Source organism: Pseudomonas sp. FIP_A4, assembly GCF_036701605.1.
Taxonomy (GTDB): Bacteria; Pseudomonadota; Gammaproteobacteria; order Pseudomonadales; family Pseudomonadaceae; genus Stutzerimonas; species Stutzerimonas phenolilytica.
On record NZ_JAYDXP010000116.1, the window covers coordinates 1 to 13,478 of the forward strand.

13 protein-coding genes are annotated in these 13,478 nt (G+C 66.5%); 6 read left to right on the top strand and 7 right to left on the bottom strand.

Annotated features, from left to right (window positions below):
- The 3 genes from ahpF to U8L64_RS03745 all read left to right on the top strand — a co-directional run.
- Positions 1-940: alkyl hydroperoxide reductase subunit F (ahpF, locus tag U8L64_RS03735; RefSeq protein ID WP_333394122.1), on the top strand; the 940-nt coding region annotated here is incomplete at its 5' end.
- 212 nt (positions 941-1,152) lie between these two features.
- Positions 1,153-2,277 (top strand): DUF3182 family protein, encoded by a 1,125-nt coding sequence (locus U8L64_RS03740; protein WP_333394130.1) that lies wholly within the window; start codon positions 1,153-1,155, stop codon positions 2,275-2,277.
- Positions 2,264-3,043 (top strand): alpha/beta hydrolase family protein, encoded by a 780-nt coding sequence (locus U8L64_RS03745; RefSeq protein WP_043297504.1) that lies wholly within the window; start codon positions 2,264-2,266, stop codon positions 3,041-3,043. The genes U8L64_RS03740 and U8L64_RS03745 overlap by 14 nt, the downstream gene beginning before the upstream one ends.
- Before the next feature lie 13 nt (positions 3,044-3,056).
- On the opposite strand, the gene U8L64_RS03750 is transcribed toward U8L64_RS03745, so the two are convergent.
- From U8L64_RS03750 to U8L64_RS03770, 5 genes are read right to left on the bottom strand one after another with little or no spacing between them, the layout of a single operon-like run.
- The gene (locus U8L64_RS03750) at positions 3,057-4,085 is read right to left on the bottom strand and encodes an ion transporter (RefSeq protein WP_333394137.1); all 1,029 of its coding nucleotides are present in this window, start codon (positions 4,083-4,085) and stop codon (positions 3,057-3,059) included.
- Positions 4,078-4,659 carry a cob(I)yrinic acid a,c-diamide adenosyltransferase gene (locus U8L64_RS03755; RefSeq protein ID WP_333394139.1) on the bottom strand — a complete coding sequence of 194 codons (582 nt, stop codon included), beginning with the start codon at positions 4,657-4,659 and terminating at the stop codon, positions 4,078-4,080. The genes U8L64_RS03750 and U8L64_RS03755 overlap by 8 nt, the downstream gene beginning before the upstream one ends.
- A gap of 15 nt (positions 4,660-4,674) precedes the next feature.
- A complete protein-coding gene (locus U8L64_RS03760) occupies positions 4,675-6,690 on the bottom strand; it encodes an ATP-binding protein (RefSeq protein ID WP_333394141.1) in 2,016 nt (671 codons plus the stop codon).
- A gap of 45 nt (positions 6,691-6,735) precedes the next feature.
- Entirely contained in the window at positions 6,736-7,647 is a 912-nt protein-coding gene (locus U8L64_RS03765) for a putative 2-dehydropantoate 2-reductase (RefSeq protein WP_333394577.1), read from the bottom strand.
- 4 nt (positions 7,648-7,651) lie between these two features.
- Positions 7,652-8,617 carry a response regulator gene (locus U8L64_RS03770; RefSeq protein WP_043297509.1) on the bottom strand — a complete coding sequence of 322 codons (966 nt, stop codon included), beginning with the start codon at positions 8,615-8,617 and terminating at the stop codon, positions 7,652-7,654.
- A 161-nt stretch (positions 8,618-8,778) separates the two neighbouring features.
- On the opposite strand from U8L64_RS03770, the gene U8L64_RS03775 reads away from it, so the two are divergent.
- Both U8L64_RS03775 and U8L64_RS03780 read left to right on the top strand, forming a co-directional pair.
- The gene (locus U8L64_RS03775) at positions 8,779-9,258 is read left to right on the top strand and encodes a YajQ family cyclic di-GMP-binding protein (RefSeq protein ID WP_077683754.1); all 480 of its coding nucleotides are present in this window, start codon (positions 8,779-8,781) and stop codon (positions 9,256-9,258) included.
- Positions 9,259-9,335: 77 nt separating this feature from the next.
- Entirely contained in the window at positions 9,336-10,160 is an 825-nt protein-coding gene (locus U8L64_RS03780; RefSeq protein ID WP_333394147.1) for a mechanosensitive ion channel family protein, read from the top strand.
- Positions 10,161-10,167: 7 nt separating this feature from the next.
- Here the strand turns inward: U8L64_RS03780 and U8L64_RS03785 are convergent, their stop codons facing one another.
- Both U8L64_RS03785 and U8L64_RS03790 read right to left on the bottom strand, forming a co-directional pair.
- The gene (locus U8L64_RS03785; RefSeq protein WP_008567735.1) at positions 10,168-11,865 is read right to left on the bottom strand and encodes an AmpG family muropeptide MFS transporter; all 1,698 of its coding nucleotides are present in this window, start codon (positions 11,863-11,865) and stop codon (positions 10,168-10,170) included.
- A 38-nt stretch (positions 11,866-11,903) separates the two neighbouring features.
- Positions 11,904-12,263, bottom strand: a complete 360-nt coding sequence (locus U8L64_RS03790; RefSeq protein WP_054095026.1) for an MGMT family protein — start codon at positions 12,261-12,263, stop codon at positions 11,904-11,906.
- A gap of 137 nt (positions 12,264-12,400) precedes the next feature.
- Between U8L64_RS03790 and U8L64_RS03795 the strand changes: the two genes are divergently transcribed.
- Entirely contained in the window at positions 12,401-13,405 is a 1,005-nt protein-coding gene (locus U8L64_RS03795) for a DUF481 domain-containing protein (protein WP_155550185.1), read from the top strand.
- Positions 13,406-13,478: the final 73 nt, after the last annotated feature.

The window sequence follows — 13,478 nt, forward strand, 5'->3', positions numbered from 1 at the left end:
CAAGGATGCCTTCGACGTGCTGGTGGTCGGCGGTGGCCCGGCTGGCGCCGCAGCGGCCATTTACGCGGCGCGCAAGGGCATCCGCACCGGCGTCGCGGCCGAGCGCTTCGGCGGTCAGGTGCTGGACACCATGGCCATCGAGAACTTCATCTCGGTGAAGGAAACCGAAGGCCCGAAACTGGCCCGCGCGCTGGAAGAGCACGTGCGCGAGTATGACGTCGACATCATGAACCTGCAGCGCGCCAGCCAGCTGATCCCGGCCGGCGACGACGGCCTGCACCGCGTCCGGTTCGACAACGGCGGCGAGCTCAAGGCCAAGACCCTGATCCTCGCCACCGGCGCGCGCTGGCGCGAAATGAACGTGCCGGGCGAGCAGGAATATCGCGGCCGTGGCGTCGCCTACTGCCCGCACTGCGACGGCCCGCTGTTCAAGGGCAAGCGCGTGGCGGTGATCGGCGGCGGCAACTCCGGCGTGGAAGCGGCCATCGATCTGGCCGGCATCGTCGCCCACGTGACCCTGCTGGAATTCGGCGAGGACCTGCGTGCCGACGCCGTGCTGCAGCGCAAGCTCAACAGCCTGCCCAACGTCCGCGTGCTGAAGATGGCGCAGACCACCGAGGTCAAGGGCGACGGCCAGAAGGTCACCGGCCTGGTCTACAAGGACCGCAACAATGACGAGATGCACGAGGTCGAGCTGGAAGGCATCTTCGTGCAGATCGGCCTGCTGCCCAACAGCGAATGGCTCAAGGGCACCCTGGAGCTGTCGCGCTTCGGCGAGATCATCGTTGATGCCAAGGGCCAGACCAGCATCCCGGGCGTGTTCGCCGCCGGCGACGTGACCACGGTGCCGTACAAGCAGATCGTGATCGCCGTTGGCGAAGGCGCCAAGGCCTCGCTGAGCGCCTTCGATCACCTGATCCGCACCTCCGCGCCGGCCTGATCGGCGTCTCGCGCAATGAAGAAGGGAGCCTGCCGGCTCCCTTTTTTTTATACGGCAAAGAAGCGAGCGGGCACCGTGCGGATATTGCCCGGGACGGATCGTTGCGTTCGAGCCAGGGTCTATTTCCCAACAGCCGGCCGGCGCTGCTTGGCAGCGCGAATGCATTGCCGGCGTTGCATACCTGCCCGAGCAGTCCAGGAGCTGTCCAAGAAATGATCAATGCCGATACATCGAACCCGCGCCGGGTCGTGATGACCTACGCCAACCGCGCACGCGAGCCCGAGCACGAGCGCCGTGTCCATGCCGCTCTGGCCGAGCAGCTGGCCGGCTTGCTGGGGCTGAGCTATGGCGGTGAGTACGATCCGACCCGAGGTCACGAAACCCAACCCTATCTGGTGCCGTCCGGCACGGTGATCGGCCAGCGCGAGGCGCAGGAGCTCGGCCTTGCTGCAGAAGACGATCTGTTCGGCGGTGTGGTGCCACACGCGTTCGTCGAAACCAAGGCGATCACCCATCCACTGGTGCGTCCTGAGGCTGCGGCGCCTCTGGGGTGGTCGCGCGAGTTCGGCGCACGGGTCAGGGACAGCGTGCTGTCCGGCTACAGCGTGTTCAGCCTGGAGGATGCGCACGACGCGGGCCGGCGCCTGCTGCACGAAGGCGCGCTGCGCATCAAGCCCGTGCGCGCCACCGGCGGGCGTGGCCAGCAGCGCGTCGACGATCTCGAGGCGCTCGAACAGGCGCTGGCGGCGCTTGACGAGCGCGAGCTGACGGAGTTCGGTCTGGTGCTGGAAGGCCATCTGGAGCAGGTGACCACCTTCAGCGTCGGTCAGGTGCGGGTCGGCGGCCAGCTGGCCAGTTACTACGGCACGCAACGCTTGACCGCCGATAACGGCGGCGAGGAAGTCTACGGCGGATCGGACCTGGTGGTGGTGCGCGGCGACTTCGATGCGTTGCTGGCACTGGACCTGACCGAGGCCATCCGCCTGGCGGTTCGCCAGGCACAGGTCTACGACGCGGCGGCCGCCGCTTGCTACCGGGGTTTCTTCGCTTCGCGGCGCAATTACGACATCGCTCAGGGCGTCGATGGCCGCGGCCAGCCGCGCTCCGGGGTGCTGGAGCAGTCCTGGCGGATCGGCGGCGCCAGCAGCGCCGAAGTGGCCGCGCTGCAGCGTTTTTGCGAGGACGATGCGGTGGCCGTGGTGCGCGCTTCGTCGGTGGAACTCTACGGCGAGCGGCAGGTTCCGCCCGAGGGCGCGACCGTGCTGTTTCGCGGCGACGATGCGGAAGTGGGCTTCATAACCAAATACGTGATGGTGGAGGACTATGGCAACCCATAGCGAGACGGTCGACATCCTCGTCGATGACGAACATATCGCCGGTACGTTCCTGACACCGCCGGAAAAGATGCCTGGCGTGCTGTTCGTGCACGGCTGGGGCGGTAGCCAGCAGCGCGATCTGACGCGGGCACGGGGGATCGCTGGGCTCGGTTGCATCTGCCTGTCGTTCGACCTGCGCGGGCACGCGCAGACGGCGGCGCAGCAGCAGACCGTGACCCGTGAGCAGAACCTGCGTGACCTGCTGGCCGCCTACGATCTGCTGGCGGCGCATCCGCATATCGATCCGGCCGCCATTGCCGTGGTCGGCACCAGTTATGGTGGGTATCTCGCGGCGATCCTCACCGCGCTGCGGCCAGTGAAATGGCTGGCGCTGCGGGTGCCGGCGCTGTACTGCGACGACGATTGGGACATGCCCAAGCGGCAACTCGATCGCGACACGCTCAACCGCCTGCGCCGCCGCCATGTGCTGGCCGAGGAGAATCGCGCGCTGGCCGCCTGCGCGGCGTTCCGCGGTGACGTGCTGATCGTCGAGTCGGAAGACGACAGCTATGTGCCGCACGAGACGATTATGAGTTACCGCGCCGCGTTCCAGCGCACCCATTCGCTGACCCATCGCATCATCGATGGCGCCGATCATGCGCTGAGCAGCGAGCGCTGCCAGGAGGCTTACACCACCATCCTGGTCGATTGGGCGACCGAGATGGTCATCGGTGCGCGCCTCGACGAACGCGCCCATGCCGGCTTCCGTCCGGTGGATGGCGCCTGACCCGGGCGCCGGTTCACTGCGGCGGCGTGGGCGGTGGCGGTGGGCCGACGAAGCGGCTCCAGCGGCGGTCCAGCACCTGCTGCTTGAGCACTTCGATGATGTCCACCAGCACCTCTTCCAGGGCCAGATCGGTGTGCTCGTCCTGGTACAGCCAGGCCTCGAAGAATTCGTCGGCGAGATTCTGTGCCAGCGCCTGGAACTGCGGGCCGCGCAGGCCGTCGACGGCGCCCTGCAGCAGGCGGGCGACGATGTCGCGCAGGGCCTGATCGAGGCTGTCGGCCATATGACCGCCGAGCGGCAGCCGCCGCAGCTTGTGCATCTGCGGATTTTCGGTCAGCGCCTGGTGCAGCAGGCCGTTCACGTAACCCTCGATGGCACCGCGATTGTCCCGATAGCCGACCTCCAGCATGGCCTGCAGGCGCCGCGCCAGATCGTCCAGCAGGCGCTGCTTGCGTGGGCGCACCACCTCGTCGATCAGCCGGCGGGCCAGGTCGTCGCTGGCGCCGATCTCCTGCTGCAGGCGGCCGAACAGCCGGACCATCACCCGGTCGGCCAGCTCCTCGATCAGTAGTACGTAGTAGCGATTGAGCACGCCGTACACCGCCCAGCGGCGCATGTCGATCAGCCCGAGACGCTGCAGACGCACCAGCAGCGCGCCGATGCGCAGCACCCGCAGCCAGCGCAGGCCGGCCAGCGGAATGCAGCCGAGCACGTCGTACCAGTGGGCGAACGGGTAGTAGTACCAGCGCGCATAGCGCCGCTCGAACAGCGCCACTGTCCAGCCGAGCAAAACGTCGAGGATGAACAGGCTGACGAAGCCCAGGTCGATGTACTGCAGGTTGCGGTGGATGTGCTGGTCGTAGCGCGCTTGCAGCTGCGGCAGCCAGCGCGCCAGCGCATCGTTGATCGGCTGCACGAGGAACAGGCTGTCGAACAGCAGCAGCGCGAGGTTCACGCAGACCAGCAGAACAATGAACGCCTCCCACGCGGCGTGCAGACCCTCGCGGGTGCGCACGCGCGGGTCGAGCGGCCGTTCAGCCACGCGGTGCCTCGGCGGCCTGCCAGAGCACCTCGGCGCAACCCTGGCGCCGCGCGATCAGTCGCGCGGCGACGAACAGCAGATCGGACAACCGATTGAGATAGCCCAGCAGCTCGTTGCGCAGGGGTTCGTCGGCATTCAGCTGCTGGCAGCGCCGCTCGGCGGTGCGCGCCATGCTGCGGCACAGGTGCGCCTGGGCGATCAGCCGTGAGCCGCCGGGCAGGATGAAGTCCTTCAGCGGGCCGAGTTCATCGTTCCAGCGGTCGATGGCCGCCTCCAGGCGGGTGATTTCCGCGGTGCCGAGGGCCTGGTAGTCCGGCATCGCCAGCTCGCCGCCGAGGTCGAACAGGCGGTGCTGGCAGGGCGCGAGTACGGTCGTCAGCTCAGCCAGCGCTGGCCATTGCGCCTGCGCCTCGGCCAGTTCGGCAAGCAGCAGGCCGAGCTGGCTGTTGAGCGTATCGACCTCGCCCATCGCCTCCACGCGCGGATGGCTCTTGGGCACGCGGCGGCCATCACCCAGGCCGGTTTCGCCGGCATCGCCGGTACGGGTGTAGATCTTTGACAAACGATTGCCCATGCGGGATTCCTTGCGTCAGGCATCCGCCGGTTCGGCCGGCGTCGCCAGTGGCAGGCGCAGGGTGAAGGTGCTGCCGTAGCCGGGCTGGCACTGCACCTCCATCTGCCCCTGATGATTGTTGGTGATGATGAAATACGAAACGGAAAGTCCCAGGCCGGTTCCCTGACCGACCTCCTTGGTGGTGAAGAACGGCTCGAAGATGCGCTTGCGTACGGCTTCTGGAATGCCGCCACCATTGTCCTCGACCTGAATTTCCGCCCACGGCGGATTGAGCCGGGTGCGCAGGATGATGCGGCCGGGCTCCGCACCGCGGTGCTGGTGGATCGCCTGGGCGGCGTTCTTCAGCAGATTGAGCAGCACCTGCTCCAACTCGTTGCCGATGCACGGCACGCGGTCGACCTGCGGATCGAAGTCGCGGACGATCTCGATCGACTTGAAATCGAAGCCTTCGACCAGCGCGAAGTCGTTGCCGGCGATCTCCAGCGCCTGGTCGATCAGCAGCGGCAACTGGCAGTCGGCCAGCTGGCGGTTGCTCATGCGGCTGAAGTTGAGCATGTGGCTGACGATCTTCGCCGCACGCGAGCCGGCCTGCTGGATGCCGTCGAGCAGTTGCGGCACCTCGCGCTTTTGCAGGTAGAGGTTGACCGCTTCGAGGCTGACGCCGGTTTCGGCGGCCGCTTCGCGATTGCGTTCCAGGTCCGCGGACAGCCGCCGGCGGATGTTCTGTGCGTTGTGCAGGATGGCACCCAGCGGGTTGTTGATCTCATGGGCCATGCCGGCCGCCAGGCCGCCGACCGAGAGCATCTTCTCGGACTGCACCATCATTTCTTCCATGTTGATGCGCTGGGTGATGTCGTCGATGCGGATCACCACGCCGCGGCCGCCACCGCCCATCAGCGGGTAGAAGGTCAGCGCGTAATGGCGCAGCTCGTCGTTGCGGCGCCAGGTGACGCGCTCGATCTTCTGCACCTGCTGGCGCTCGGAGGTGTGGCGGATCTGCGCGAGGAACGGCTTGAGCGGCTCGAAGGCGATGAACACCGGCTGGTTCAGTGCCTCGTCCAGCGGCGTGCCGGACAGCACGCTAGCCTCCTGATTCCACTGGGTGACGTACAGCTGCTCATCCAGCGCGATGAGCGCCGAGGGCATCGAGTCGATGATGCTGTTGAGGTAGTTCTGGAAGCCGGTGAGCTTCTTCTCGATCTTGCTGCGCACCTGTACCTCCAGCTCCAGCCGACGGTTGGAAGTGCGCGTTTCCTCGGCCAGGCCGCGGGCCTGATCGAAGGCATCCTGCGCGTCGTCGCGGGCGCGCTTGAGCTGCTGCTCGCGCGCCTGCATGCGCGACAGCATGGTGTTGAAGGCATCGGCCAGGCGGCCGATCTCGTCCTGGTTCTTCGGCAGCGCGCGCAACGAGTAGTCCTCGTCGCGCGTGACCTGGCGCGACAGCGCCTCCAGCTCGCGGATCGGCCGGGTAATCAGCAGGCGAATCTGCCGCGCCACCAGCAGCCACAGCAGCAGGCTGGCCAGCAGGATGGCGACGCTGGCCGTCAGGGTGCCGGTGTAGAAGGCGCCGGGCAGCTCACTGCTGGCGACCAGCAGCAGGTGACCGGGGCGATCGCCGGGTTGCGGCAGCTCGACCAGTAGGCTGGCGCGGATTTCCCCGGCGCGCCAGGCCGCGACATCGCCGAGCCGCTCGGGTAGCCGCAGGCGCTCGCCGCGCTGCAGCTGCGCCAACTGGTTGCCGGAGGTGTCGTAGATCACCGCGGCGCGCAAGGGCGAATAGCCGTCGAGTCGCCGCAGCGCGGCATCGGCTGCGTCGGTGGAGGCCAGCACCTGCGTGCTCAGCGCCTCGCTGGCGAACAGTTCGCCGATGGTGTGCATGGCCTGCGGCGCCACACTCTGGCGCGAGATCCAGTAAGCGGCGCTGATGAAGGTGAGGTTGGACACCAGCAGCACGGCGGCCAGCAGGACGAGCAGGGCGATCAGCAGCTTGCGGCCGACCGGCAGGTTTTCGAGGCGCTGGCGCAGGGTCATGGCGGCCACGGATAACGTGAAAGACCTGCGCAGGGTAGCGGTGCGTCAGTCGACGGGCAATCCGCGACGCAGCAGCTCGGCATGCAGGCGCTGCTGCACGGCAGCGAGCGCCGGTAGCTGCAGGCCGAGCCGGGCGGCGCTGGCGCAGGCATGGCCGAGCAGGTAGGCGATCTCGGTACGCTGGCCGCGCGCCACGTCCTGGTGCATCGACGAATAGTTGGCGGCAGTCGCTTCGATGACTCGCAGCACCTCGTCCGCCAGGCCCGTGGCAGCCTCGGGCTGGCCGCAGGCGCGCAGCAGCTCGGCGAGTTCGTCGCACAGCGCCAGCACCTGCGCGCGATGGGCCAGCAGCGCGCCGTTGCGGCAGTCGTACAGCACCGTCAGTGGATTGATCGCGCAGTTCAGTGCCAGCTTGCGCCATAGGCGCGCCAGGATGTCCTCGCTCCACTGGTGGGCGATCCCCGCCGCACTCAGCGTCGCCAGCCAGTCCGGCGGCGTGGTGTCCTGCGGATCGCCCAGCCAGTTCTGTCCCTGGCCGGCGAACACCACGTCGAAGTCACCCTGGCGATAGGCGCCTTCGGTACTGGAGACGAAGATGCAGCGCGCCTGCGGCCAGCGCCGGGCGACGGCCTGCTGGCTGCCGAGGCCGTTCTGCAGCAGCAGGATGTCGCAGCGCGGTGCCAGGCGCGCCGCCACGCTGGCGACCGCGGCTTCGGCATCGTATGCCTTGCAGGCCACCAGCAGGCGGGTGATTGGCGTCGTCGCGGCGGCCAGTTCGGCGGGAATCGCCAGGCGCTGGGCCTCGCCGCCTTCGCTCAGGCGCAGGCCGCCGGCAGCCTGGTACGCCGCCAGGCGTTCAGGGCTGCGCAGGATCAGCCGTACCGGCGTGCCCGCGCGGGCCAGACGCGCGGTCCACAGACTGCCGAGGCTGCCTGCACCGAGGACGTGCCAGGTAATCATCTCAGGCCGGCTGGCGCAGGCGCAGCGGGACGATGCGCCCGGTGCTGTAGGCGCTGGGCAGCAGCGCGCCGGCGCGCTCCAGCAGGGCCGGCGCTTCGAGCGGCAGGCCGCGGGCGTCCAGCGTCAGCAGGCCGATGCCGGCCTTGAGCGAAATGAAGCCTTCGCTGCTCTTGAACGGCTTGAGGTTGAGCCCCTCGTGCAGACGCTTGAAGCTGCCCGGCGAGCAGCTCTCGATATCGTCCACCAGCGCCAGCACGCCGAAGTGCTGCTCGTCGATGCGCGCCAGCACATCCAGCGGGCGCACCAGCTGGCGCAGGCGTGCGGCCACCGCCCGCAGCAGTTCCACCTGAAAGGCCTCGCCGTAGCGCTCGTGCAGCGCTGGCATCTCGGGCAGGCCGACATGCAGGTAGCACAGCGCCGTGTCGCGGTTCGCCATCTGCCGCAGGCTGGCATCCAGGCGCTGCAGCAGGTGACGGGTATTGCCCAGACCGGTGAGCGGGTCGACCAGGCTGTTCTCTTCCAGGCTGGCGACGTTATCGGCGAGGCGGCGGTTCTCCTGCTTGAGCCGTTGCAGCGAGCCGCACAGGCGCTCGGCCGCGCGCACCCGGGGCAACAGCTGGTCATGCATCGCGGCCTTGCTGATGAAATCGTCGACGCCGTGGTCGAACGCCTGGCCGAGCACATCGTCACCTTCGCGCCCGGTGAGCAGGATGATGTAGGTGTAGTGGCCGCTGGCGGCATCCTGCTGGCGCACGGCGGCGGTGAGCTGCAGCCCGTCGGTTTGCGGCATCAGCCAGTCGGCCAGCAGCACGTTGGTCGGGCGTTCGGCCATCAGCGCGAGCGCATCGTCCGCGCTGCTGGCGAAGCGGATATCGGTGTAGCCGGCCTTACTGAGCGCACGGCCGATCATGACGCTGGAGAACTTGGCGTCGTCGACGACCAGAATCCCGAGGGAGGGGTTGGGCATGGGCAAGCTCAATCAATGGAGAGGGTGGACGTCCTGTCACGCTTTGCCGGAGTACCGGGCGGTATCACGTCGAACGGTTATAATGACCGCGCTTTTTTTACCGTCAAGCCAGGCGCGGGTCGGTCCGTGACCGTCGCGCTATCTATTCTGGAGGAAGCCCCATGCCCTCGTTCGACGTGGTGTCCGAACTGGACAAGCACGAAGTCACCAACGCGATCGACAACGCGATCAAGGAGCTGGATCGTCGTTACGATCTGCGCGGCAAAGGAACGTTCGAGCAGAAGGAGCTGACCGTGCAGCTGACGGCCGACGCCGACTTCCAATTGGAGCAGATGATCGAGATCCTCAAGTTGAGCCTGGTCAAGCGCAAGATCGACATCCAGTGCCTGGAATACAAGGATCCGTATCCGTCGGGCAAGGTCGTCAAGCAGGAAGTCGTGCTGCGCGAAGGCATCGACAAGGAGCTGGCGAAGAAGATTGTCGCGCACATCAAGGACGCCAAGCTGAAGGTGCAGGCCGCGATCCAGGGCGAGCAGGTGCGTGTCACCGGCAAGAAGCGCGACGACTTGCAGGAGGCCATCGCTCACCTGCGCGCCAAGGATTTCGGCATGCCGCTGCAGTTCAACAACTTCCGCGACTGATCCGGCGCGCCGACGCGCCTGTTTCGTTTCCCGCGCCCGGCCAGTTCCGGGCGCCGTTTTTTTAAGGAGTCTGTCCGATGGACATGAGTGTGGATTATCTGGTCGGGCTGTCCGAGGCGTGGCTTCCGGTCGTACTGCAATACGGCAGCAAGGTGCTGCTGGCGCTGATCACACTGCTGATCGGCTGGTGGCTGATCAATACGCTGACGGCACGGGTCGGCGCATTGCTGCGCCGGCGTCAGGTCGACCCGACGCTGCATGGCTTCGTCGGCAGCCTGGCGGGGATCGTGTTCAAGGTGCTGCTGCTGGTCAGCGTCGCCTCGATGATCGGTGTGGAAACCACGTCGTTCATTGCCGCCATCGGTGCCGCCGGTCTGGCGATCGGCCTGGCGCTGCAGGGCAGCCTGGCGAATTTCGCCGGTGGCGTGCTGATCCTGTTGTTCCGGCCGTTCCGTGTCGGCGAATGGATCGAGGCGCAGGGGGTCAGCGGCACCGTTCACTCCATCCAGATCTTCCACACCGTGCTCAAGACCGGCGACAACAAGACCGTGGTGGTACCCAACGGCAGCCTGTCCAACGGCCATATCACCAACTTTTCGCGCGATCCGCAGCGCCGTGCGGAGATCAGCGTCGGCATCGACTACAGCAGCGATATCAAGCTGGCGCGCCGCATCCTGCTGGAAATCGCCGAGGACTCGCGGGTGCTGCGCGATCCCGAGCCGGTGGTGGTGGTCACCGCGCTGGGCGACAACGCCGTGACGCTGGTGCTGCGCGTGTGGGCGGCGACCGCCGATGTCGGTGCGGTGACCGCCGATTTCATGGAGCTGGCCAAGGAGCGGTTGATGGCCGCGGGTGTCGGCATCCCGTTCCCGCAGCGGGTGGTGCATCTGGTCCAGGGCTGAGGGAGGCTCAGGATCGGGAAGTCGCCTCATGGCCGGGGTCTTCGGGTTGCCGCAGCCCCCGGCGCCACTGCCAGACGATCAGCACCAGCGTCGGCACGCCGAGCAGTGCGGTGACGAGGAAGAAATCGCTGTAGCCCAGGTGTTCGACCATCACCCCCGAATAGCCGCCGAGCAGGCGCGGCAGCAGCAGCATCAGCGAGCTGAGCAGCGCGTACTGAGTGGCGGAGAACTTCAGGTTGGTCAGGCTCGAGAGGTAGGCGACGAACGCCGTGGAGGCCAGCCCGCCACTGAAGTTGTCGCAGGAAATGGTGACGATCAGCATGTTCAGATTGGCACCCATCTGCACCAACGCCATGAACATCAGGTTGGTCGCCGCCGAGGCGACGCCGCCGATGAAGAGGATCGGCAGGATGCTGAAACGCACGATCAGCAGTCCGCCGAATGCCGCGCCGAGCAGGGTCATGATCAGTCCGAACAGCTTGCTGACGCTGGCGATCTGGTCCTTGGAGAAGCCCTGGTCGATGTAGAACACGTTGGCCATCACGCCCATCACGGTGTCCGACATCCGGTAGGTGGCAATCAGCCCGAGCAGCAGTAGCGCCTGCCAGCGATAGCGCAGGATGAAATCGGTGATTGGCGTCAGGACCGGTCCCATCAGGATGCGACCGCGCGCCGACAGACAGCCCCAGCAGATCAGCAGATACATGGTGCCGCGTGGCCAGTAGCCGCCCCAGTACGACTGGAACATGCCGGTGGTCGACACCATCAGGATGATCAGCACGATCACCGAAACCGCCTGGTGGGCGAAATCGAAGCGCGGCGGGCGTTGCTTCTGTCCGGCCTGATGGAGGATGTGCCGCACCGGAATCAGCAGCGAGCGCCCCACCGGCGAGATCGAACCGAGGATGAACAGCGCATAGAGCGTCGCCCGTGGCCAGGCCTGGGCGATCAGCGCGTTGATCATGGCGGGAACGGAAATCAGCAGCACCAGTAGCAGGCCGACGGCGGCGAGTTGGTGGTTGAAGGTGTAGCGCGCCGGTTCGTTGGGCAGCGGTGTGCCGGCATCCGGTTCGCGGATCACCAGGCTGGTGACCAGACCGGGCAGGATCAGCAGCGCGAAGGCGAGATAGGTGAAGCTCCAGGCGGCCTGGTTGTAGTCCAGGTTGCTCGAGCCCAGCCACTCGGCGAGGAACAGCGCACCGGCGCTGGCCAGCAGCATGGCGATGCGGTAACCGGTCATGTAGCTGGCCGCCAGAGTCGCCTGCAGCTTGTCCTCGGCGATTTCCAGACGGTAGGCGTCGATGGCGATGTCCTGGGTGGCGGAAGAAAACGCCACCAGTACCGCCAGGGCGATCAGCAGGGTCAGGTTGTGCTGCGGATTGCACAACGCCATGCCTACCAGGCCGAGGGCGATCAGCGCTTGCGAGAGCACCAGCCACGAGCGCCGCCGCCCGAGGGCGCCGATCCACGGCAAGCGCCACTGGTCGAGCATCGGCGACCAGACCCACTTGAAGGCGTAGGCCAGGCTGATCCAGCTGGCGAAACCGATGGTTTCCCGTGACACGCCCGCTTCGCGCAACCACACCGAGAGCGTGGAGAACACCAGCACGGCGGGCAGTCCCGCGGCGAACCCCAGCAGCAGCAGGGCCAGACTGGCGGGGCTGGCATAGGCGGCGAGGGCATCGCGCCAGGTTTCACGGGACATACATCGACAATCTGTGGCGGCTGGACGGAGCGCGCACTCTAACCGCTGTGCTCCGTCGAATGCCAGCCGTGGCGACGCATGTCCACGCGGTCGTTGCGGATGGTCAGGCCCTCGGCGCGCAGGCGCATGCGCTGCTCGTGCCCGGCGGGACTGCCGGCCGGCAGGCTGAGGCGACCGCCGGCGGCGATGACCCGGTGCCAGGGCAGGCGCGTGTCGTCCGGCAGCTGCGCCATCAGCCGGCCGACCCAGCGCGCGGCGCGGCCGAGACCGGCGATGGCGGCCAGTTCGCCATAGCTGATCACCTTGCCCGGCGGGATCTGCGCCATCACCAGATAGACAGCGGCGCGGCGTGCCTCGGCATCGGCATCGGGCGGTAGCAGGGGCGAAGGCTCGTGCATGTGACGTTTCCTCGAATGGCAGGCCGCTGCGTTGGAAATGAACCGGATTCCCGTTCGGCGGTCTGTGGTTGCTGGAGCAGGATGCATAGGGATAATGCCAGCCCTTCAACCGTTTCTGACCAGATTTGCGCACTTCTATGTTTTTTCGACCCCTGCTTTGCCTCTCCCTTTGCGCTTTCGCGCTGCCCACCCTGGCCGACACCGTCTGGCTGAAAAACGGTGATCGCCTGACCGGCAAGATCAGCGTGCTCGACGGTGGCAAGCTGCTGATCGAAACCAGCTACGGCGGCTCCATCCCGCTCAAGTGGAACCAGATCGCCACGCTGGAAAGCGATCAGAAACTGCTCGTCAAACAGGGCGATACGGTTGGCGAGGTGGCGAAGTCCCTGCAGGCTTCCGAGCCTGGAAAGGTCACGCTGGTCAACGGCGGCGAGCCACGTACCGTCGAGCTGGCCAGCATCTCGCAGATCATCCATCCCAAGCCGTTGATCCAGGACTTCACCTGGAAGGGCAACGTCGACGTGGCGATGGACTACAAGCGCGCCGAAACCGACACCGATGACTACGATGTGTCCTTCGATACCAAGGCGCGCCACGGTCTCTGGCGGCACAACGGCGCGGCCAGCTACAACCGCGAGTACCGCGACGGCGTGACCGTGACCGACAACTGGGACGCCGAATACGCGCTCGACCGTTTCATCGACGAGCACTGGTTCTGGCAGGGGCGCCTGAATTACAAGCGCGACCAGATCGAGGACGTGCGGCGCCAGCGCACCATCGGTACCGGTCCGGGTTACCAGTTCTGGGACAACGACCTGGGCGCATTCTCGCTGGCCGCGCTGATCAACCGTAGCGACTACGAGTTCGCCGACGGCTCGGAGGAGGACTTCTACCTCGCCGCGCTGAAGTGGGACTACAACCGTTACCTGGTGGGCAAGACGTTCGAGCTGTTCAGCAGTGGCGAGCTGGGCAAGCCGCTGGAAAACGTCGCCGATTACGCGCTGGATGCCGAGGTGGGGCTGCGCTACAAGGTGACCGACTGGGCCTCGCTGAACATGAAGGCCGAGAAGGACATCATCAGCGGCGCCGAGGAAAGCCTCGACGAAACCCGCTACAGCATCGGCTTCGGCGTCGGCTGGTAACGCGCGCTGAACGTGCCGAAAAAGAAGGGCAGCCCTCGGGCTGCCCTTCTTTCTATATAGGCTATATAGGCTA